General features: G+C 43.7%; 21 protein-coding genes and 1 rRNA gene. 9 read left to right on the forward strand and 13 right to left on the reverse strand.

Going from position 1 to position 20,133, the window contains the following annotated elements; all coding sequences use genetic code 11:
* The 6 genes from METMK1DRAFT_RS13465 to map all read right to left on the reverse strand — a co-directional run bounded on the left by METMK1DRAFT_RS13465 (position 1) and on the right by map (position 4,333).
* A complete protein-coding gene (locus METMK1DRAFT_RS13465; RefSeq protein WP_009075124.1) occupies positions 1-675 on the reverse strand; it encodes a phosphoglycolate phosphatase in 675 nt (224 codons plus the stop codon).
* Positions 672-1,844 carry an HD domain-containing protein gene (locus tag METMK1DRAFT_RS13470; RefSeq protein ID WP_009075126.1) on the reverse strand — a complete coding sequence of 391 codons (1,173 nt, stop codon included), beginning with the start codon at positions 1,842-1,844 and terminating at the stop codon, positions 672-674. Before METMK1DRAFT_RS13470 ends, METMK1DRAFT_RS13465 begins: the two co-directional genes overlap by 4 nt.
* A 40-nt stretch (positions 1,845-1,884) precedes the next feature.
* A 5S ribosomal RNA gene (gene rrf / locus METMK1DRAFT_RS13475) occupies positions 1,885-1,988 on the reverse strand.
* Between the two features lie 40 nt (positions 1,989-2,028).
* Positions 2,029-2,166, reverse strand: coding sequence for a hypothetical protein (locus METMK1DRAFT_RS13480; protein ID WP_245544649.1), 138 nt, complete (start codon positions 2,164-2,166; stop codon positions 2,029-2,031).
* 63 nt (positions 2,167-2,229) lie between these two features.
* Positions 2,230-3,375: a DUF1512 domain-containing protein gene (locus tag METMK1DRAFT_RS13485; RefSeq protein WP_009075129.1), complete on the reverse strand. Its 1,146-nt coding sequence runs from the start codon at positions 3,373-3,375 to the stop codon at positions 2,230-2,232.
* Positions 3,376-3,439: 64 nt separating this feature from the next.
* Complete coding sequence (gene map / locus METMK1DRAFT_RS13490) at positions 3,440-4,333, reverse strand: type II methionyl aminopeptidase (RefSeq protein WP_009075131.1); 894 nt, start codon at positions 4,331-4,333, stop codon at positions 3,440-3,442.
* Positions 4,334-4,392: 59 nt separating this feature from the next.
* Here map and METMK1DRAFT_RS13495 point away from each other — a divergent pair, with 59 nt between their 5' ends.
* Genes METMK1DRAFT_RS13495 through METMK1DRAFT_RS13510 form a run of 4 tightly spaced genes read left to right on the forward strand, consistent with a single transcriptional unit; the run spans position 4,393 to position 8,889 of the window.
* Positions 4,393-5,073, forward strand: coding sequence for a metal-dependent hydrolase (locus METMK1DRAFT_RS13495; RefSeq protein WP_009075132.1), 681 nt, complete (start codon positions 4,393-4,395; stop codon positions 5,071-5,073).
* Positions 5,074-5,077: 4 nt separating this feature from the next.
* Positions 5,078-6,478 (forward strand): phenylalanine--tRNA ligase subunit alpha, encoded by a 1,401-nt coding sequence (gene pheS, locus METMK1DRAFT_RS13500; protein WP_048088128.1) that lies wholly within the window; start codon positions 5,078-5,080, stop codon positions 6,476-6,478.
* The gene (pheT, locus tag METMK1DRAFT_RS13505; RefSeq protein ID WP_009075137.1) at positions 6,479-8,113 is read left to right on the forward strand and encodes a phenylalanine--tRNA ligase subunit beta; all 1,635 of its coding nucleotides are present in this window, start codon (positions 6,479-6,481) and stop codon (positions 8,111-8,113) included.
* On the forward strand, positions 8,113-8,889 hold the full coding sequence (locus tag METMK1DRAFT_RS13510; protein WP_009075139.1) for an alpha/beta fold hydrolase: 777 nt from the start codon (positions 8,113-8,115) through the stop codon (positions 8,887-8,889). Before pheT ends, METMK1DRAFT_RS13510 begins: the two co-directional genes overlap by 1 nt.
* Here METMK1DRAFT_RS13510 and METMK1DRAFT_RS13515 read toward each other — a convergent pair.
* The gene (locus METMK1DRAFT_RS13515) at positions 8,882-9,667 is read right to left on the reverse strand and encodes a nicotinamide mononucleotide deamidase-related protein (RefSeq protein ID WP_009075141.1); all 786 of its coding nucleotides are present in this window, start codon (positions 9,665-9,667) and stop codon (positions 8,882-8,884) included. The two genes, METMK1DRAFT_RS13510 and METMK1DRAFT_RS13515, sit on opposite strands and share 8 nt — an antisense overlap.
* 37 nt (positions 9,668-9,704) lie before the next feature.
* On the opposite strand from METMK1DRAFT_RS13515, the gene METMK1DRAFT_RS13520 reads away from it, so the two are divergent.
* Positions 9,705-10,913 (forward strand): aminotransferase-like domain-containing protein, encoded by a 1,209-nt coding sequence (locus METMK1DRAFT_RS13520; protein WP_009075143.1) that lies wholly within the window; start codon positions 9,705-9,707, stop codon positions 10,911-10,913.
* A 34-nt stretch (positions 10,914-10,947) separates the two neighbouring features.
* Here METMK1DRAFT_RS13520 and METMK1DRAFT_RS13525 read toward each other — a convergent pair whose 3' ends face one another.
* The gene (locus METMK1DRAFT_RS13525; protein WP_009075144.1) at positions 10,948-11,802 is read right to left on the reverse strand and encodes an MDR/zinc-dependent alcohol dehydrogenase-like family protein; all 855 of its coding nucleotides are present in this window, start codon (positions 11,800-11,802) and stop codon (positions 10,948-10,950) included.
* Positions 11,803-11,853: 51 nt separating this feature from the next.
* On the opposite strand from METMK1DRAFT_RS13525, the gene METMK1DRAFT_RS13530 reads away from it, so the two are divergent.
* On the forward strand, positions 11,854-12,210 hold the full coding sequence (locus METMK1DRAFT_RS13530; protein WP_009075146.1) for a helix-turn-helix domain-containing protein: 357 nt from the start codon (positions 11,854-11,856) through the stop codon (positions 12,208-12,210).
* Here the strand turns inward: METMK1DRAFT_RS13530 and METMK1DRAFT_RS13535 are convergent.
* Complete coding sequence (locus tag METMK1DRAFT_RS13535) at positions 12,187-12,615, reverse strand: hypothetical protein (RefSeq protein WP_009075148.1); 429 nt, start codon at positions 12,613-12,615, stop codon at positions 12,187-12,189. The genes METMK1DRAFT_RS13530 and METMK1DRAFT_RS13535 overlap by 24 nt on opposite strands.
* 21 nt (positions 12,616-12,636) lie before the next feature.
* Here METMK1DRAFT_RS13535 and METMK1DRAFT_RS13540 point away from each other — a divergent pair, with 21 nt between their 5' ends.
* Positions 12,637-13,338, forward strand: a complete 702-nt coding sequence (locus tag METMK1DRAFT_RS13540; RefSeq protein ID WP_009075150.1) for a DUF2192 domain-containing protein — start codon at positions 12,637-12,639, stop codon at positions 13,336-13,338.
* A gap of 34 nt (positions 13,339-13,372) precedes the next feature.
* Positions 13,373-14,269 (forward strand): CBS domain-containing protein, encoded by an 897-nt coding sequence (locus METMK1DRAFT_RS13545; protein ID WP_009075152.1) that lies wholly within the window; start codon positions 13,373-13,375, stop codon positions 14,267-14,269.
* Positions 14,270-14,528: 259 nt separating this feature from the next.
* Here the strand turns inward: METMK1DRAFT_RS13545 and METMK1DRAFT_RS13550 are convergent, their stop codons facing one another.
* From METMK1DRAFT_RS13550 to METMK1DRAFT_RS13565, 4 genes are read right to left on the reverse strand one after another with little or no spacing between them, the layout of a single operon-like run.
* Positions 14,529-17,147, reverse strand: coding sequence for an ATP-dependent helicase (locus tag METMK1DRAFT_RS13550; RefSeq protein WP_009075157.1), 2,619 nt, complete (start codon positions 17,145-17,147; stop codon positions 14,529-14,531).
* Positions 17,148-17,184: 37 nt separating this feature from the next.
* On the reverse strand, positions 17,185-18,558 hold the full coding sequence (locus METMK1DRAFT_RS13555; protein WP_009075159.1) for a glycosyltransferase family 2 protein: 1,374 nt from the start codon (positions 18,556-18,558) through the stop codon (positions 17,185-17,187).
* Positions 18,558-19,067 (reverse strand): ParB N-terminal domain-containing protein, encoded by a 510-nt coding sequence (locus tag METMK1DRAFT_RS13560; protein WP_342632968.1) that lies wholly within the window; start codon positions 19,065-19,067, stop codon positions 18,558-18,560. The genes METMK1DRAFT_RS13555 and METMK1DRAFT_RS13560 overlap by 1 nt, the downstream gene beginning before the upstream one ends.
* 1 nt (position 19,068) lies before the next feature.
* On the reverse strand, positions 19,069-19,758 hold the full coding sequence (locus tag METMK1DRAFT_RS13565; RefSeq protein ID WP_009075165.1) for an endonuclease III domain-containing protein: 690 nt from the start codon (positions 19,756-19,758) through the stop codon (positions 19,069-19,071).
* Positions 19,759-19,856: 98 nt separating this feature from the next.
* On the opposite strand from METMK1DRAFT_RS13565, the gene METMK1DRAFT_RS13570 reads away from it, so the two are divergent.
* The gene (locus METMK1DRAFT_RS13570; protein WP_009075166.1) at positions 19,857-20,120 is read left to right on the forward strand and encodes an SSO5209 family protein; all 264 of its coding nucleotides are present in this window, start codon (positions 19,857-19,859) and stop codon (positions 20,118-20,120) included.
* Positions 20,121-20,133: the final 13 nt, after the last annotated feature.

Genomic DNA, 20,133 nt, shown 5'->3' on the forward strand with positions numbered 1-20,133 from the left:
TCACTCCCTCGTCAGACTGTCTATGAACTCCTTTACCCCATCACCACTCTTTAACTTTAGCGTGAAGTTAGCTACTCTTTTCAAGTTCTCATCTGCGTTAGCTACAGCTACTCTCACACCAGCAATCTCCAGCATTTCTATATCTGTAGCAGAGTCGCCTATGGCCGCGACGTCCTCACTCTTAACTCCCAATACGTTGAGCAGTTTTTTGACCCCCGCACCTTTACCTCCAGGTCTCCCAGAGATGTGGAGAGCGTAACCGCTGGACTGAATACTCACTCCTTTTTCTTCTGCCCACTTTCTCATGTCGTCCGTTATCACCGGTGGCGTGAAACCAAAGTCATATCTTCTGTACTCGTTTTGCCAACTTTCCTTTAGTTTGAACTTATCTCTGAATTCCTCAACAAGTACCTTGGGTAATGGAGTACAGACCGGGAAGATATTACCTTGATAATACACGAGGCAACCGTTTTCCGCAACGACTCCCCCAGAGAAACCCAGATAGTTGTACAGCCCCCTTAATACAGGATACGAATTTCCGCTCACTAGTGCTACCTTTATTCCCTTAGCTTCGGCCTTTCTAAGGGCCTCAATAGCCTCTAGGTTTAATAGGTAACTACCTCTGTCTTCTGTCAGAGTACCGTCTAGATCCGTTAGAATAACACGAACCTTCAAACTAGTTCCCTTGCCCTTTTCACAAATTCCCTGTCTACATAAACTCTCCTAAGCGTTAAGGAAGAGGGTATCCTGTTCAGGAGGGAGGGGTAAGATTGGAGTCCTATTTCCTTGCCCTTGGAGATAACCTTTATCTTGTCCTTGTTCATGATGGAGATAGTCTCCTCAAAGGGGTAGATTGATTCCCTTGGAATTCCTCCCCTCTCCAACCTTTCAGTTATCTCTTCTAGATTTCCAGGGGAACCGCCGTCATAGTTTATCTCCTCATAAATTACTTTGGGTCCCCTCCGGTCCAAAAAGTCCTTTATCATTTGCCCTAGATCCGAATTTGGATTTTCGGAATAACATCTGTATAGAGCACCGAAGAGCCACTCATCGTCCCAATAAGGAAAAGAGTTCGATGAGATCATCTCCACGACGGAGCTAGGATCTCTCATTTCCGTCTCACACTCCTCCACTAGCCTGGAGTAAATGCTCCTCAGAAGAAGCTCGTAACCCAATATCGTCTTGTGGTAATATACTGCCTGGTACATATGAAGTCTCGCAATGTAAAAGTTTTCAAGGCTTATCATGCCTTTATCCAGGACGGAGATACCGTCCTCCCGATAATTGACAGTGAAAATTAGCCTGTCCAAATCGATGTGTCCCAGCTGAACGCCGCTATGCCTTGAGTCCCTCACTAGGTAATCCATCCTGTCCACGTCCACTTCTCCATCTACTATAGAAGTCATTAAACCATTTCCGTCGAATATGGTTCTGAGTCTTTTTGGGTCTATCCCTGCATCTTCGATCTCGTCTCCCAGAGAGCTGTGAAGTATATACGCTCTCACATCCTTGTTACTAAGTCCCTTCTTAATATAGTACCCCTCCACAGCATGGCTGAAGGGGAACTGGCCTATATCATGGATGAGTGAGGTTACCTTAACTAACTCTAATTCTTCTTGGCTGAGAACTCCTTCGTTGACTAGTCGGGAACCTATTTTATTGGCCAACTGATACGTCCCGAGAGAATGACTGAACCTAGTGTGAGTAGCACCTGGATACACAATAAATGCTAAACTCGTCTGTCTAATTCTTCTCAGCCTTTGCATTACTGGGGTGTCTAAGATCTTAACTGCTATATCGTCTAACTCTATATTTCCGTGGATCTCATCAAAGATCCTCTTCATGTTCTACAATAGAACCAATATTAAATATAAGTCCATCCCAGCTTGGTGGCGCTGCGGGCCCTTTCGGATCCCACCGCACCGCCAACGCAGGGGACTTAACTTCCGGGTTCGAGATGAGACCGGGTGTTGCCCCCCTGCTATGGCCGGGTGGACAACTAATAGAGACCTCAACTATCTTAAAAAATTATTTCTTCTGGTTTAGCGTCTCAGCATAGATGCCAGCTATGTAAAGTGGTCCGTTGTCCTTGGGACAATTACCTACTAACTTAAGTACGAAGTCTCCCACCTGAAAATCCCTTTCCTGAGTATAGTCACACTGCATACATTTCACTACAGTTTTCACTTTCAAGACCTGCTTAGAATCCGCACTTATGGCCATGTCACATCACTGGGCTATTCCCGCTGTATTTCCGACTCCCACTAGTACTACTGTACTTCCAGGCTTTGTCCTCTCTAGAATTATCCTCTTAACGTAGTCTATCACTTTGTCAGCGGCTTGGTATACCTCCTTTCTCATCTCAGTTATTGCCTCTTCCATGCTCATCTTGACTATTACAGCGTCTATAGGTATCCCGTACTTTACGGCAACCCTCTCTATAGCTATCTTTTCAGGCCCTGGATCTCCCATTGCCACACCCATTCCTTCAGCTATCGTTCCTGTTTCCTCGCCTTCAAGTTTTAGTGCCGCATCTACTGTTATTATCCTTGACACCTTCCCACCTTCCCTTTCTATTACATTTTGTACACCCTCTCCAGGTGTTCCCACCGTAGCCATAGGACCTTCGGCCTTCACTACCACCAACTTTCTTCCCTCGAATTCCAGGGTTCCCGCAATAGTATCTTTGCTTACAGTGAACTTTTGACTAGACTTCATCAGGAACTTGGAGGCTACCAAGGGACCCAATCCATCACCTATGGGTATGCCTTGAAGGAATACCTTCTGGGCCTTCGAGTAGGCCTCTGCGTATTTTACGTATATAGGGGCCACCATCTGTAACTGATACATTATCATTATGCTGTTCAATTTCTTGGCCATTATCAGATAATGTCTTATTACTTTGAAGATTAAGTTCAGCGCGTTTACAACTTCTGCTGATATCTCTATTTGACTTCTCGTCATGGGATCTAGGTTGGGATTAGCAGACATGATCATTTCCCTTACTGTATCCTCATTTGATCTCATGAGTAGCTTCATCCTGTTTATGATGTCCGTAGGTTCAATGGAGACCGGATCTATTACGAATCTGTCTATAACTCTATCTAAGAATGCCTTGGGATCTGGAAAACCCTTCTCCTTCAGAAGTTTCTCAGTGATGCTTTTAGAATCCTTCAGATAGTTTTCGATCATTTGTAACTTCTGTTCAACATCTCTACTAAGGAACATTATTTGGGTCTTCTGTTGAACTCCTGGGAAGAACGAAAGAGCAAGTAGGGCAATGAAAAAGATATAGAAGATGTACGAGAATGCTAGAGCTGCCCCATTTTGAGAACCTTGACTGCTCGCCTGAGCAAGAACTATTATTAAGCTCATCTTAATCCATTGGTATAGTCAAGGCTTAAGAGAAATTAAACTTTTATCAAACTACCTAAAATCCCTAAGTTAGAATTGTTGCTCCCTGAGAGTCCACGTAGACAGTGTGCTCTGCTTGGCTTACAAGTCCGCCCTTAACTTCAACTAGGATAGGATACCCGTGAAGAACGCCTTTCCTAGATAGAGACTTCAGGGCCTGTCTTATCTCCTCTTTAGTACCTAGGTCAGAGAGCCACCTTTCACTAAAGGGTAGAGTTTTAAATCTTCTCTGTATTTCGTCGACTATCCTCTTCTCGAATTCGGTTAGACCTCTCGAGTTTGGATTCCTCAACGCATAGATAGTCGTCTCCTTACCTTCTATTACCTCACCACCTCCATCCGTGGCGAAGGGTTCTATGGCGTAAGTGCTCCCAGAGGCTATCCTCCCACTGGTTCTCTCGTATATGTTGGGTACAAAGACTCCGGCATGAAGTTCGAACCTCCTGATCAGATGTCCTCCCAAGTTTCTAATTGGTTTAAAACCATTCATTTTTATTACCCTCTCTATTATTTTTCCTATGTCAGCTAGTGAAACTCCAGGCCTAAAGTTAGATATGGCAGCGGTTAGGGCGTCCCTAGAGGCGGTAGCCAATCTCTCTAGTTTCTCGTCTAGAAAGACTGTTATCGCAGTATCAGTGATGTAGCCTTCTATGTGAGCTCCAACGTCTAACTTAACTATAGCGCCATCTGGAATTATTTTTTCGTCACCAATGACCGGACTATAATGGGCAGCCTCGTTGTTGATGGACAGGTTACAGGGGAAGGCAGGCCGAGCTCCACTCTCGATAATGATCTTCTCTACAGTTTCACAGACATCAATCACCCTTGCACCAGGTTTTATGAGTTTAGCCCCAGCGTCTCTAGCCTTAGCAGATATGACTCCTGCAGCCTTAACTAACTTTAGCTCGTCCTCACTCATCACTCATGTCTACATGAATGAAATTTTTATTTTTAGTCCATAAAGGGATCTGATGACTCATGGCTCACCTAAGGTGGTTTGGTCACGCAGCAGTGGAATTAGGTCTTTCGGGCAGGAGAGTGGTGATAGATCCCTTGATTAAGGAAAATCCGCTGTCTCCAGTCAAGCTAAGTTACTTCTCTGGAGTGGACGTGATAGGAGTTACACACGATCATTACGATCATCTCGGGGACGCAGTGGAGATAATGAAGCATAACGACAAGTCTGTCCTATTTGCTACATACGATTTGGAGGAATACCTAGTGTCGGAGCACAAGTTGGATTGGAACAGGGTTATTCCAGCCAACGTTGGAGGTTACGTGGAGTACTCGGGATTGAGGTTGGCACTCACGAAAGCGGTGCATTCCAGCAAGCACAGTGACCCCACAGGGATCGTCGTGAACGGAGACGATATAACGGTTTATCATGCAGGGGACACAGGATTGTTCGAGGACATGAGGTTAATCGGAGAAATATTTAGACCAGACTACGTCCTCCTCCCAATAGGAGGAAGGTTTACCATGGATCCTAAACAGGCAGTCATGGCTGTGGAGATGTTGAGGCCTAGGAAGGGAGCCATCCCAATACACTTCAATACGTGGGACATGATCAAGGTGGATCCACAGGATTTCGCCAAGGGAGTGAAAGAGAAAGGTTATACACCTATAATCCTCCAGCCGGGACAGAGCATAGAGTTGTAGTATGATGCTAAGCGAAAATGAACAGAAGATAATCTCGTTCCTCAAGACTAAAGGCGTCAGTAACTCTCAGGAAATCTCGTCCGCTACTGGTCTGCCTCCGAGTACTGTGTTCAGTAACCTGAAGCTACTTGAGAGTAAAGGCCTAGTTAAAATACTTAAGGAGGAGAGGAAGAAACTGCTATTTCTGACGGAGGAGGGGAGGAAGAGGCTAGTTGAGGGGCTGCCTGAGGAGAAGTTGATGATGGTATTAGGAGGTCAGCCCAGGAAGATAGAAGAGGTCAAAGAGAAGATGAAGGAAGATTTTGAGATAGCTTTAGGATGGGCAAGGAAAAGAGGGTGGATAGAGATAGATGGAGATCTGATCAAGCCTATAGTAAAAGAAATTCAGGCTCCTGAAAGAGACTCCCTAAGGGCCTTGAGCAAGGGTCAGGGCATCGATCACGCATCTGTAGAACTCCTCCTAAAAAGGAAACTAGTTGAACGACGAGAGGATAAGATCCTCGAGGTCGAGTTAATCAAAGACGTGGAAGCCAAACCAGTGGAAATCTATCTAACCCATGAAATGTTGGTGAGTGGAGATTGGGAGAAGAGGGAGTTCAAAGAGTATAATGTCGAAGCTGACCCTCCCTTCCTCCCCATAGGGAGGACTCACTATTTTAGGGACTTCATAGAAAGGGTGAAGGACCTGATGGTAAGTCTGGGTTTCAGTGAGGTCTCCAGTGATTATGTGGAACTCGAGTTCTTTAATTTTGATGTATTGTTTCAACCTCAGGATCACCCAGCTAGGGAGATACATGACTCCTTCGTGGTGAAAGGCAAAGGTCGTCTCCCACCTGGGAGACTTGTAGAGGAAGTAAAGAAAACACATGAGACGTGGTGGAAATATAGGTGGAGCCCTGAGGTGGCCTCAAACCTCGTCATGAGGAGTCAGACCACCGCTACTACGTCGAGAGTGCTCTCGAGATCTCCTGGATCCCCTCTAAGAGTTTTTACTATAGGAAAGGTTTTCAGGCCTGACGCCATCGACGCAACCCATCTAATAGAGTTCCATCAAATGGATGGTCTTGTAATTGAAGAAGGGTTTAACTTCAGAAGCCTCCTCTCTATATTAAGAGAAATATTCAGAGGGTTGGGGGTCAAGGAGGTTAAATTTAAACCTGGGTACTTTCCCTTTACGGAGCCCAGTGTAGAAGTCTACGGTTACGTAGACCCATTAGGATGGGTAGAGATGGCAGGTGCAGGGCTCCTCAGGAGGGAAGTTACATCTCCGGCTGGTGTAAGTGAACCTGCAGGTGCGTGGGGGATAGGTATAGATAGGTTGGCCATGCTTTTCCTAGGTGTAAAGGACATTAGGGATCTCTACTCCAGCGATATTGAGTACTTAAGACACAGGAGGGTGGTGTGAATGCCTACCATTAATCTGAACAAATGGATCCTATTAGAGAAAGTGAGCCTCAGTGAGGGGCAATTGAAGGAGTTCCTTTTTAAATTGAAGTCTGAGGTCTCACCCGTGAGTGACGATGAATACTCGGTGGAAATAAATGCAGATCGTGTAGACATGTTGGGGCTTGGCGGTGTAGTGAGGGCCCTCAAGGGTATAAGCGGAAAGGAGTTGGGAGAGCCCAAGTATACTGTGAAGGAGACCGATTATATGTTAGTAATAGACAAGGTACCACAAAGGCCTTACGCCTTGGCCTGTGTCATTCATAACGTAAAGCTCTCCCCTGAGGCTTATCTGAAGGAGATGATTCAGTTCCAAGAGAAACTTCATGAGACTATAGGTAGGAAAAGAAAGAAAGTAGCAATTGGTATCCATGACCTGAGGAAGATAAAGAGTAAGACCATAAGGTATTCTCTCGTCAGTACTAACGATAAGATCGTCCCACTAGGATCTACAGTACCTATGACGTTAAGCGAGGTGTTAAGAGAGACGGAGCAGGGGAGAAAGTACGGGGAAATATCGCTAAGGGAGGGTAGGATGCCAGCAATAATGGATTCCGATTATAATATTCTTAGTTTGCCTCCAGTAATAAATTCTGAAGAAACTAGGCTCGAACCCAACACGAATTCTTTATTTGTAGATGTAACTGGAACCAGCTTAGACGCCGTGTCACAGACTCTTGATATTCTAGCTACTAACTTCGCAGAATTGGGTGCAGAGATAGGGGCAGTGATGATCAAGGAGAGCGAAGGTACGATAAGGAAATCACCTTTGCTGACTCATAATAGGCTTAGGGTTAGTCTAAAGGAGATAGAGAGTATTCTAGGAATTAAATTAAGCCAAGAGGACGCCAAGAGGTTCCTAGAGATGATGAGGGAAGACGTCGTTATAGGGGATGGTGTGTTGGAGGTAGTAATTCCTCCATACAGAGTGGATATAATGAACGTAACTGATGTCGCTGAAGACATTGCGATGGCCTACGGGTACGAGAACTTCGCTCTGAACGAAGTGAAAGTTTACAGGGTAGGTTCCTTAGCGCCGAAGAGTAGTCTCTACAGGAAGTTGAGGACGTTGATTATCGGTGCGGGATTTCAAGAGATTTATACTTTAATTCTCACCAAATCAACTAGACAAGTTGGAGAGATTGTCCAAATTGAAAATCCTATATCTCAAGAGTATGATTCTGTAAGGAACTCATTAATCTGGAACATGCTCACCTTTATGTCCAATAATCAACACGCTAGATTTCCAGTCAGAGTGTTTGAGATAGGAGAGGTAGTATTAAGGGATTCAACTACTGATACTGGTTACAGGAATTTCTTCCGAGTATCTATCGGAGTAATGGACAGTAAGGTAAGCTACGAGTCTATTCAGGCGCCAGTTCACGAGATCCTCCTAGCCTTAAGTGGAGAAAAACCAGAGTATAAGAGAACAGTCAACGACGTGTTCATGAGAGGTAGAACCGCTGAAATTCTGTTGAAGGGGAGAAGCGTTGGCGTAATAGGAGAGATAAGTCCAGTTATGTTAAATAAATTTCAACTACTCTACCCTGTGGCCTTAGCTGAGTTAGACGTGGATGCGTTACTGGAGGTGATTTAATGCCTCACGTTGTATTGGAAGACGTGAATTTGTACTTCCAGAGAACGGGATTAGGTCGGGCGGTAGTTTTGATACATCATTTGGCAGGATCCACCAGGAGTTGGAAGTATGTATACCCTGTAATTACAGATGAGTACATGACAGTGACGTATGATCTCAGGGGACACGGTCTATCTTCCATTCCTCCTCACGATTATCTCATTGAAGATCATGTGGATGATCTCAAGAACCTTCTCGATTATCTTCAGGTATCCGACCCAATATTGATAGGTCACTCTATAGGTTCCCTTATAGCTATGGGCTATGCTCTAAGGTATCCTGTCAGAGGACTGGTGCTGTTAGGGGCTATCTACAAAGCCCCAGATCCTATGAATTATATGAAATACGTTTCCATCGTGGCGAACTTCGGAATGGAAGCGTTAGCATACTATCGTCGTAATATGGGAGAGTTCTCCAAACTTCTCACCGAAAACCCTAGGGCATGGAATGATCTACTTGAAGTCTACAGAATGAGCAACCCTAGAGGTTATATTAATACTGTGATGGGTCTCCTCAAGGCGAAGGACCACAGTGAGCTACTCAGCGAGATCGACACCAATACACTCGTAATATACGGAAGTGAGGACAGGTTGAAGCAAAATAAGGACATCTTCCTAGCAGGTCTCAGGAAAGCGGACTACCATGAGATACCGGGGGCTGGACATTTCTTAAATATAGAGGCTCCAGAACAGTTATTAGAAACCATGAAGCCGTTCATTGACCATGTTTCTAGGTGAGTTTTCCTCCTAAAGACATAGCAATCCTAGAGATTATTTCTCTCACGTTCTTCACCTTCCTAGTAATCTCATCCTTATCATAGGAACTTCCGGCTATCTGAACCTCCAAATAGGGGTCATTGATCTCATGACCCTTTGGGTGAGTCTTGATGTATAGACCATACTCTCTGACCACTCTCTTGATATGAGGAGCGAGGGCTGACTCCATCACCCCCCTCACGGTTAAACTTTCCTCGTAATAGAAAACGTTAGGACGTCGTTTTAAGTAAGATCTCAAAAACGTTTCAGTAACCTCCTCCATTTCTTTAGGAACGCCTGGTGCCAGTAGAATTTCCGTGTTATTCACCTCCACATATACCCCAGGTGCTATTCCTGCTTCATTAGGAATCGGAGTAGCGCCTTCAGGAAAAAGGGCCATCTTCAACCTCTCCTCTGTGAGCTCGAGCCCTTTTTCCTTGTATTTTCTAGTCACTTCGTTGAGTGCTTCCTGATTATATACCAATTTTCTCCCAAGGGCAGCAGCTAGGCCCTCAACTGTTCTATCGTCATATGTTGGCCCTAGGCCGCCAGAGGAGATGATCAACTTAGGATTCCTGCCCAGAGCTTCCAGGAAACATTCCCTTATCTCCTCCACTTCGTCGCCTACAACAGTCACTCTCCTTACTTGGAATCCTAGAGATGTAAGCCTAGCGGCTATGAATGCGGAGTTGGTGTTAACAGTCCTGCCAGTTAATATCTCGTTGCCTACAGCGATCACTTCCGCACTCCACTCGTACACAAAGTAATAAAATGGAGTGAGAGGGTAATAAGGAATTATGGGTAAATGGTCCTCCTTCTTCTCTACGGACACCAAGTCACTAAAGTCCTCAGAGATAAGGGACTTGCTGAAGCTCACTGAAGGCAAAAGCGTTATAAGCTTCGCTGGAGGTCTTCCTGACCCTTCCACATTTCCTGCAGAAGATATATCGAGAATAACAGAAGATGTTTTAAGATCAAAGGCCTCTTCGGCCTTACAGTACTCCGCAACCGCTGGTGTGGCCGAACTAAGAAAAGAGTTGGTTAATTTTTCCGCTCTACGGGGAATAACCGGAATCAGGGACGACAATGTATTTGTGACGGTAGGTAGTCAGGAAGCCCTCTTTATGTTATTTAATATACTAGTTGATCCTGGAGATCACGTTTTTGTGGAAAGACCTACTTATTTGACCGCTCTCAACGTGTTGAGAACAAGGAAGCCGATCTTTCACGGCATGGAGGTTAGTGAGAAAGGTCCGAACGTTCTTCAATTGGAAGAGGAGCTAAAGAAAGTGAGCAAAGAGCAGGGTAAACCTAAGCTTCTATACGTTATCCCCACGGCACAGAACCCTGCAGGTACAACAATGAATTTAGATGATAGGAAACGCGTTCTGGAATTGGCGACTCAGTACGACCTACTGGTGGTGGAGGACGATGCGTACGGTTTTTTGGTATTCGAGGGAGAAAGCCCACCGCCTCTGAAGGCACTAGATAAGGAAGGGAGAGTGATTTACTTGGGTACGTTCAGTAAGATTCTCTCTCCTGGATTAAGATTGGGCTGGATCGTAGCGGACGACGAGATAATAAAGGAGGTAGAGTTATTCAAACAAAACGTTGATCTCCACACCCCAAGTTTAAATCAATATATTGCCGCTGAGGCGTTAAAGAGAGGGATAATCCAAAATAATTTACCTAAGATAAGATCTCTATATAGACAAAAAAGGGATTATATGTTGGCCTCAATTGAAACTCATTTCCCTTCTCAGGTGAAATGGAGTAAGCCTGTGGGTGGAATGTTTGTGTTCTCGTGGTTGCCCGATAAAATCGACACGACAAAAATGCTTGAGGACTCTATGAGGAGAGGGGTCGCCTACGTCCCTGGGAGCAGTTTCTACTATGACTACGGCGGAAGGAATACCATGAGGATAAACTACAGTTTCCCAAGAAAGGAGGAAATAGAGAGAGGAATCCAGATCCTGGGATCCCTGATAAAAGAGAAGTTGCAATGATCAATCAGTCCTGTATTTTGACATTTTAAATGTATTATTTCTTTGTAGTAAAGTATTTCTTGATATCTACTATAACTCCAGGTCTGGGTGTTGGTATTGACGCTAGAACATCCTCTGAAAATCCAACGTAGGTCCTCATGATTTCTATAACTTTTTGTGAATTTAAATACTGAAGTACATCTTGTCTTTTCCTGGGTTCAACGAATAATGTATTTCTAGGAAAGGATGGAGGCCAGCTCTTCAGAAATCTTGGAATGACTATTTTCCCTTTCTCATTTACAATCTTCTCTGCCACGTATCTGGCCCACCCTCTCAGTGTGGTTATAACAACGTTGTCCCATTTTCCGTCTAGGCTCCTGATGGTTCGAGCCCCAGCAGGCTTCAAATCACCTTCACCCACGTAGACCTCCACTTCTTCTAGCAATGCGGTAGTAATTAGTGCAGTTAGCCCGGAACCTATTATCAGAGTAGAGCCGTCTGATATTAAGTCCTTAATATCGAGGGCCACAGATATAAAGGGATACAAGAGTACATTGTCACCCAGTCCTTCGCTTATTTGCACGATGGAGTCCTGGGGGACAATTGATCTCTCAGCTAGGATTCCATCTATCTCTGATCCGATGCCTCCCCTTGACGGAGAGAAAGGAAGAACTAGGACTCTCTTTCCAGAAAGAGACGGATCAACATTTAGGGCGGTCGCAGTGACCTTGGCTGTCCCTGTCCCTCCAAGGATTAGGTTAGGCTGAACCCAAAGGAAGCCTAGATAAATCGCGTTCTCTATCCCATTTAGTAACACCTTCTCTGCCTCTACCTCCACATGGTCTTGTTCCACGGGTCTCTCTGGGACATCCTTCTGAATAATACCCTGGTTGAAAACTATTGACTTCATTTACGGGCAAAGATCTGATTCAGTTAATAGATTTAAAGTCTTACTAGACATGTGAGGGCTGTCCATAATCTCAGTAAGGAGACTAGGCAGAGGGCAATTGAAGTATTATTGGAGAAGAGATCCAAGAAAGAACTTGCGGAGCAGTTGGGGCTCTCCCCAGCGTCAATAGTAAAGTTCTTCAAGGGCTATACGCACCCAAGCGATATCACAATATCTAGGGTTCTTGAGGTGGCTTCTGATGAGGAGAGAAGGGAGATCGTTCGTCTGTTCATAGACGATCTAGTGGATGGAGTCATAGAGCTGCTGGAGACGTATCCGGATGTGGAATCCAGCAAACTGGACGAATTGAAAAAGATATTAGAGGAGAAAGAGAAAAGGAGGATTTTAACTTCTCTTGGCTTCGTATAATGGGCAGGCTATACAAAAGTGGGGGTACTTTCCTACCCACACGTTCTTAGTGCCGTCCTGGTTAACTTGTACAACATCAGGAGGAAGGCCAACTCTATCTGGATCACTTATGTTCCACGCTTGACACCTGTCGTTAATGGAGTGTCTGCAAGTCTTTGCCTTCCAAACTCCCTGAGCCTCAGCTATTCTCAACCAACTTATGAAGTCCCATAACTTCTTCACGTCATCTAAAATGCTCTTTATTTTCTCTCCTTCTAGTTGCTGATGTGCGTGTAGTTCCTCTTCTATTTTCTTAACCTCTACTTCTACGTCTGAGGGAGATATGATAGCTATACTAGGTTTGAGATTATCTTCAACGCTCATGACAGAGAACTTGTCTATTATCCTTTTTAAGGAAGAACACATATTAAAACTGCGTGGCAAGGCATGGTTAAGGAGCTCTACAGAGAGAGAATGAAAATACTTACTGACCTATGGGGACATATACTTAACGAATGGGAGAGTCTAACCAGAGACTCGCTTCTCTCGCTAGTCCAGGAGTATTATGAAAAAAACGAGATTAGACCGTTTAGAGGTTTTAAGTCCACTAATTTATATGAGAAGGAACTCATTACCCTCTATGTGGTGGGGAAAGAAGGACTGGGCCTCTATGAGGATTATAGGCAGGTCTTTGAGAAGCTTTTACCCAATGAGGAGAAATATAATCAAGTGGCCAAGATAATATTCGAGAAAGGAGCAGAAGAGGCTTACCTGGAGGCGGGTAGTGATAAGGATGTGTTGGCCAGGGCCCTAAGACTCATTTTTACTGAGGTCATCTTCTCGTTCTCTGATGAGGCTAAGCTAATTCAGTCATTGAGGATACTCCACAGTTCCACAAATGACGCCATAAAGCACACAGCAAAAAGTTTCTCAAGATTCTACACCGCCTTTAGGCTTGCTGAGAGTATAGCTGAAGGCTTGATAAGGGATAAGATGAATTACATAGCCATGAAGAAAGCAATAGCCATAAATATAGGAATAGATTATCCATTGCCTAAATCAAGCTATGTTGCACTTATATCAAAAGAAGTTTTCAACGTCAACCAGAAACTCATAAGGAAAGTCTTAGAGGTTTCTACGTCACCATAGATCTTTTTAAACATTGAGGAAATGATAATTTAGTATGCAGAATCTGTCATCTACTCAAAGAGAGATCTTGCTTGCGCTGGTGGAATTGTACAATAGGCAGAAGAAGATGATAAAGAGCAAGGAAGTTGCTGACATGATAAGTAAGGACGAAGGTACCGTAAGGAACATAATACTGAGCCTTAAGGTACTAGGTTTGGTGGATTCTAAGCCTGGACCAAATGGAGGTTATTTACCCACCCTTAAGGCCTATGAGTTCATAAAGAATCCTACTTTGCTCCCCATCTTAGATAAGTTGAGCCTGTACAGAGGTAATATAGAGACCGACGTTAAGGTTGAAAACATTGAGCTACTCGATATTACCAACCCCTCGGGAAATAAGGTTATTCTAAAAGTGTCTGGGGATATAAAGAAAATCAGGTCAGGTGACTCGGTAAGACTTGGACCCACCCCATACAGTAGACTGGTGATAGAGGGTGTGGTCATTCACTTGGATGAGGAAAGAAGAGAGATAGTCATTGACGTCAAAAGGATGGTGAGCATACCTAAGGAAAAGGTAAAGAATATCATAGGAAAGAAACTGATCTCCCTTAAACCGACAATGAACTTACAAGAAGCCTCAAGAGTCCTGTATAAGGAAGGCATAAGGGGAGCACCTGTGCTAGACGAAGGTGAGAAGGTTCAGGGGATAATAACCACAGCAGACATAATGAAGGCGTTTTATGAGGGGAGATTTGATGCCAAAGTATCAGAGTACATGAAAAAGGATGTCATAACAATCAGGGACGAAGATGACATTCTGGAGGCTGTTAAAAAGATGATAACATATAATGTAGGCAGACTTCTGGTTTTAGATGCCATGGGCAGGGTAGTAGGTATTGTGACTAGGACCGACATACTGAAATCTATTGCTGGATTAGAAGCTTTGTGGTAGGAGGGATTCCAAGTTCGTGAAGGAAAGATGCTGGATTGTCTATAAAGATAGAATAGTTGCCATAAGAAATATTTCCGGAGAAGAAAGCGAGTTTCTTATGGATCCAGAGGAGATTTATTCATATGTTGACGGGATAACAGGAATAGTGCATACACATGACCGCTCATGTGTTCCAAGTCCTCTTGATTTGGAAGGTATGAAAAATTGGAGAGTACCATGGATTATAGTCAGCAGAGAGTGTATAAAGTCCTACATGTGGTCAGACCTCGGTGTAACTGAGGTTAAGATCCACGCCTCTCTCCTTAAGGAACTCCATGACCTTCTCATGCATCCGTTTTAAGAATTCCCTCTTATCGCTGGCGTGCACAATGTCGCTGTACTCCTTAGCTAGAATGGAATGAGCGAATGGACTTGGCACCCTATTGGGCCCTATGGCCTTCACCTCTATCCTTCCCTCTCTCACGTCTTTGAGGATCTCCGTGGCACTCCTTATGTCCATATAGTCCTCCAAAATTTCTCTAAAAGTCTCCCTTAAAATCGGAAAACCTTCTATCTCTTTCACGACATTGAGGAGAGTCTCAGAGTTGAGTTGTCTCCTATCTATACTGGTCTCCCTTCCCTTATATCTCCTTAACAACATGAGTGATCTTTCAGCTGTATGTCTAAATCGCCTCTTTATCATCTCAGTCCTTAGAGTTACGTCCTCTAATATGGGATACATCTCGCTAGGATCTATACTTAGAAATGCCTCTACGATGTTGTAATCCACCAATCCAGGAATAGTTAGGACAAATCCGTTATCGGTTATTGAAGTCTTTACATCAACCTTAAGATCGTTTCCAACTTTCCACGCTACAACTCTTGATAACGCATCGAGGGCCCTTCGCCCGAAAAGGGCATGAAATATGAAATTCCTTCTGTCTTCCTCATCGTCGTATATCTCCACGAGGATAAGTCTCTCGTTGGGGATCACTCCCCCTGTGAACAGAAACTCTTCTAGGATATATTTGTAAATCGATCTAGCAGCATGTTGTGCTACACCTAGCTCTCGAGCTATCCACTCCACAACTTCCCTCTCATTTTTTCCCAATCTAATCATGTTAGCGACCTTGCCTCTGAACTTGGAGATCTCTTTGGCGGACTCTATAGCCAACGGGAGCATCTCTGAGAACCAGCTGGGCACCGTAGGTCTTTGTCCCTCAGCAGGCCTAACCACTATTTTATTTCCCTTTGAATATAAAAATTCAAATGTTTTCCCACCGAGAATGAACACGTCACCTGGTCCTAGTATCTCCACAAACTCTTCTTCCAAATTTCCTACATATTTATTGTTATCAGTAAAGACTGGAATCATGGACTCATCGGGTATCGTCCCACTATTCATATAGAAGATCATCCTGGCCCCTCTCTTAGGTCTTAGCTTCCCGTCTGTATCCCTTATCTTTGGATATATGTTCCTGGAGTCCAGGCCGTACTTGCCCAGGAGATAGTCTACTACCTGGTCAAATTCCTCAACGGTCAAGCTTGAGAAGGTATATGATCTTTTAATAACTGTGAATAATTCCTCTCGGTTGATCTCCTTTATTAGAGTAGCAGCTAAAATTGCTTGAACTAGGACGTCCAGAGGTTTAAGGGGTATATGAATATTATCTATTTTTCTCTCCTTGGCTAACTTAGTCAGGACAGAGCATTCAACAAGGTCATCCCTGTCAACAACTATAACCCTGCCTTTACTGGTTTGACGTATGTGATGACCTGCTCTTCCAATCCTCTGTAACAACCTACTCACGCTCTTTGGACTACTCAAAAGGAGCACGAGGTCAATGTAGCCTATGTCAATACCCAGTTCTAAGCTAGTAGAGGACACAACTACCTTAAGCTCGCCATTTTTCAACTTGTTCTCAATTTCTAATCTGACATCTCTACTTAGACTGCTGTGGTGAGCTCCCACTAGATCTGCATCGAATAATTTTTCTTTTTCAATCAATTTTCTAAGCTTATATGAGACTCTTTCTGCTGCACTCCTGGTGTTAGTGAAGATTAATGTAGTCCTGTGCTTCTTAACCTCCTCCAAGATCGTGTCGTATATTCCTTCATTCACCTCATCCTCTGTAGCGTCGACTAGATCCTTTACCGGGGAGATTACTTTTAGATCTAGTCCCTTCATGAATCTAGCGTCTACTATTTGGCACTCCCTTCCTACTCCAACAAGAAACTTGGCTACTTCCTCTAAAGGTGAGATCGTTGCACTCAAACCTATCCTGACAGGAGGACTATCGGCTATCAAGCCTTCAAACAACTCAAGGAAGGAGGAAAGGAAGGAACCTCTCTTACTACTTGCCAGCTCGTGAATTTCGTCTATAATAATCCATTTCACTCCTTTCAGTAATTTGCCGAACTTCGGCGATACCAAAGAGATCGCAAAGGACTCCGGAGTAGTAATCAGAATATGAGGAGGATGTCTGAGCATTTTCTGTTTGTCGTATTGTGACGTGTCACTAGTTCTAACACCTACTCTTATCTCTTTCTGGAGGTTTATCCTCCCCTTAATCTCATTAAGGGGCTGAATCAGATTCTTATACATGTCATTGTTGAGTGCCCTGAGGGGAGAAATGTAAACAGCGTATATCTTGTCCTCTAGTTCCCCTCTTTCCGCTAATTCTAGGAGAGTGTCAAGTATACCTAGAAAAGCCGCAAGCGTTTTACCGCTCCCAGTGGGGCTGGAGATCAGTACATTTTTACCCATTTTAATTGCGGGAATGGAGGACCTCTGTGGTGGGGTCAAAGCTCCATATTTTTCAACAAACCACTGGGCTACATAAGGCCTCAACAGCCTCAGCACTTCCTCATCAGAGGAACCATCAGAGGGGATGCTCATGAGTTCTTGAAACCTATCTGAGTAAAAAAGTTGGATTCTATAACTCCCTCTTAAAAGTCAGAACGGTAAAAACGTATCCAATGGAGTAATAAAGGAGCCATAAGCCAGTTACCCACGATGCATGAAGTAGGTAGATGATAGAAGTCATTAAGAACAAAACTCCAAATGCTGATATAGGATATTGAATCCTTGTAGTTACTTTTTTCCCCTTAGGAGTGACAATGTATTTTCTTTCCTTTCTAAGTCCTGAAATCAGGCCCAAAAGGATGAAAGGCGATATTGCTACCGTATAGGATGATATTTTACCTAAGGCCCTCATCGATTCCAGGAGATTTAAACCAGTCTTCTTCGCAGTTTTAATGAAGTTAAAACCATATATTCCTAAGGCACCGAGCCACAGTACCAGAAGTGGGGTCCTAAGTACATCGACTCCAAAGAGAGCTAGAGGAACCAAAACTAATGCTGCCAGAAAGGTGAGAGCAATGGGAACGTATTGAAGAAGAAATACAATGATATCCAGTTTCTCCCTTAATGATAGATTTTTAGAGAAAATCTCCTTTCGTCTATGTACGAGGACTTCTATACTACCCATTGCCCATCTGGTCTGTTGTATATAGAAAGAAACTAGATTATCAGGGACTTCCACGAAGACCGAGGAAGAGGACGCGCATATCCTCTTGCCTTTATTTATTAACCTAGCTCCTATCTCAAGGTCATCCTGTATCATGGAGGGATCCCAAGGGCCTACTTCCTCGATAGCTGTCCTTTTGAACATTGTGCCACACCCCACTGGGAATATTCTCATTTTCTTGGAGTCCCTCCCCTTAAGCAGGGAAATGTCAGCTATGATTGTAGAAACCATTAAGGCCTTAGCTAGGGTAGAATATCTATTCCCTGTGTAACCGACCCAGTTCATAGTGACAGCGTCGCATCCGAACTTCAGCATATGACGAAAGGCCTTGAGTAGGGAATCCTTTTGTAATCTAGCGTCTACATCTAGCGTTAAAATCAGGTCCCCATCTGAATACTCGAAACCTTCTCGAAGGGCTCCACTCTTATACCCTATGGGTTTCTCACGTCTTAATATTTTTACTTTGAGGTCCTTAGGAACCTTAAGATGGTTCAACATCTCCTCATAATATGAGGAGGAGTCATCTGAGACAATTATCACCTCGAGCTTACTCTTGTCCCACTCCACTTCGTTTATGTTATCTAGGAGTCCCTGGATGTTCTCGATTCTCTCGCCCTTGGTAGGAACTATGATGGAAACTTTAGGCAACTCTCCCACAGATAATTGTAGGTCTTCTTTCAGTGACACGCCTGCCCTAAAGAAGATGTACTGATAGATTAGCAGGAAGCTAGGGACACCAAATATTGCGAGCTGTAGCATCAATTCTGCCAGGAGATTCATTATAACTTCACCCTGAGTTTAGGAATTATAAAATTATAGAGGTGTCTTGTAGTCTTAGGAGGGAATCTCAAGCCGGTTTTTGCCACGCGTATTATCTCGGCTTTAGTCAATTCAGGCGGTTCTTCACCTGAGACCGGGTCTCTATCGACCTTGGCACCTAAGCCTCTAAGTCTTTCTTCCAGCCATTCCAGTCTCCAATACAGGGAATATACGTTACGTGAACAAATGGATATAGACTGAAATCTCATACATAGATCCCCATCCCCCACCCTCTTCAATGAGCTGACGAACAATGATGATAGCTTAGAGTGGAGGACCTTTCTGAACCACTTTCCTACTATAATTTCATCTTTTGAGTAGTCCACAAGGTAAAATGGGATTTTTCTGAAATTCATTGATATAACTGCCTCTCTCCTATGGTGACCGTCGATCACAATAAGTGTTCTCAGGTCGACTATGGGAGGCATGATAGATTTAGTCTCCTTTACGGATATGATCGCATCCTTCACTTTATTTAGCACCACGTCCTCGTGTGGTATCGTGTCTCTCGGATCTAAGTACTCCAAGGTAATATTGGCAACAGTCAATGAGTACACACTCCTGACACTTTGGTTTCACTGCTTTACACGTTTTTCTCCCATGAGTTATAAGCAATAGGTGTGCGTTGAGAGGATCCTTTACATGCCTTACCCAAACACTACTGATCTCAGAGTAGTTCCTTCCCTCTATACCTAGTCTCCTAGAAATTCTAAAAATATGCGTATCAACAGGAAAAGTTCTATATCCTTTACAAATCAACAACACCACGTCTGCCGTCTTGGTTCCTATACCAGGCATAGAAACTAAAATTTCCCTAGCTTTATCTGGGGATTGATTAAGAATGTCTTCCAGCAAATCGTGAAAGGATTCATGAATAATTTTGCTTATTTCTCTGATATTTTTTGCTTTGTTATTATGAAGACCAGCAGGTCTAATAGCTTTTGCTATTTCCTCAATGCTTGCACTAGCTAACTTATCAGGCGATATTCCTATTTCTTTCTCTAAATTTTCAAATGCCACCATTGCGGATTTATCTGTAGAATTCTGGGTTAGTAAGGTAGCTACTAATACCTTAAAGGCATCTCTACTCCTTTCCCAGACAAGCGGCGCAAGAAAATCTTCGATCTGTATCATGTACTTATTGCGTAATCTGTCAATCATCTCCTCAAGGTCGCATTCTGGACCTTCACTGACGATAGGTTCCACTAATATTCATGAGCTGGACTCCTTAAAAGCCATTTTCATTAAAGTGACGTTTGATGCACGAGCTTAAAATTGTCCTACAGGCTATCTCTGAAGGGGCTTTGAATCCAGGGGAAGTTGTGTTAAGAACACGTCTTCCTAGATATGAGGTACTAGCAATATTTCACGTCCTAGAAGGTTTAGGGTTAATTGAAACGATCTATTCTAAGGGTTCACACAAGGTATATACTCTGACTCAAAGGGGGGAAGAAGTATTAGAAGGCCTTTCTAAAGGTGGTACTTTAGAAGTGAAAATAAAGACGGTAGAATCTGTGGCTTAATTCTCAGTGTACA

This window comes from Metallosphaera yellowstonensis MK1 (assembly GCF_000243315.1).
Classification (GTDB): Archaea; Thermoproteota; Thermoprotei_A; order Sulfolobales; family Sulfolobaceae; genus Metallosphaera; species Metallosphaera yellowstonensis.

Coding starts and splice junctions, on each gene's coding strand:
- METMK1DRAFT_RS13470 (WP_009075126.1), bottom strand. CDS start 1,844: ATGAAGAGGATCTTTGATGAGATCCACGGAAATATAGAGTTAGACGAT.
- METMK1DRAFT_RS13480 (WP_245544649.1), bottom strand. CDS start 2,166: ATGCAGTGTGACTATACTCAGGAAAGGGATTTTCAGGTGGGAGACTTC.
- METMK1DRAFT_RS13485 (WP_009075129.1), bottom strand. CDS start 3,375: ATGAGCTTAATAATAGTTCTTGCTCAGGCGAGCAGTCAAGGTTCTCAA.
- map (WP_009075131.1), bottom strand. CDS start 4,333: ATGAGTGAGGACGAGCTAAAGTTAGTTAAGGCTGCAGGAGTCATATCT.
- METMK1DRAFT_RS13495 (WP_009075132.1), top strand. CDS start 4,393: ATGGCTCACCTAAGGTGGTTTGGTCACGCAGCAGTGGAATTAGGTCTT.
- pheS (WP_048088128.1), top strand. CDS start 5,078: ATGCTAAGCGAAAATGAACAGAAGATAATCTCGTTCCTCAAGACTAAA.
- pheT (WP_009075137.1), top strand. CDS start 6,479: ATGCCTACCATTAATCTGAACAAATGGATCCTATTAGAGAAAGTGAGC.
- METMK1DRAFT_RS13510 (WP_009075139.1), top strand. CDS start 8,113: ATGCCTCACGTTGTATTGGAAGACGTGAATTTGTACTTCCAGAGAACG.
- METMK1DRAFT_RS13520 (WP_009075143.1), top strand. CDS start 9,705: ATGGGTAAATGGTCCTCCTTCTTCTCTACGGACACCAAGTCACTAAAG.
- METMK1DRAFT_RS13525 (WP_009075144.1), bottom strand. CDS start 11,802: ATGAAGTCAATAGTTTTCAACCAGGGTATTATTCAGAAGGATGTCCCA.
- METMK1DRAFT_RS13535 (WP_009075148.1), bottom strand. CDS start 12,615: ATGTGTTCTTCCTTAAAAAGGATAATAGACAAGTTCTCTGTCATGAGC.
- METMK1DRAFT_RS13540 (WP_009075150.1), top strand. CDS start 12,637: ATGGTTAAGGAGCTCTACAGAGAGAGAATGAAAATACTTACTGACCTA.
- METMK1DRAFT_RS13545 (WP_009075152.1), top strand. CDS start 13,373: ATGCAGAATCTGTCATCTACTCAAAGAGAGATCTTGCTTGCGCTGGTG.
- METMK1DRAFT_RS13550 (WP_009075157.1), bottom strand. CDS start 17,147: ATGAGCATCCCCTCTGATGGTTCCTCTGATGAGGAAGTGCTGAGGCTG.
- METMK1DRAFT_RS13555 (WP_009075159.1), bottom strand. CDS start 18,558: ATGAATCTCCTGGCAGAATTGATGCTACAGCTCGCAATATTTGGTGTC.
- METMK1DRAFT_RS13565 (WP_009075165.1), bottom strand. CDS start 19,758: ATGATTGACAGATTACGCAATAAGTACATGATACAGATCGAAGATTTT.
- METMK1DRAFT_RS13570 (WP_009075166.1), top strand. CDS start 19,857: ATGCACGAGCTTAAAATTGTCCTACAGGCTATCTCTGAAGGGGCTTTG.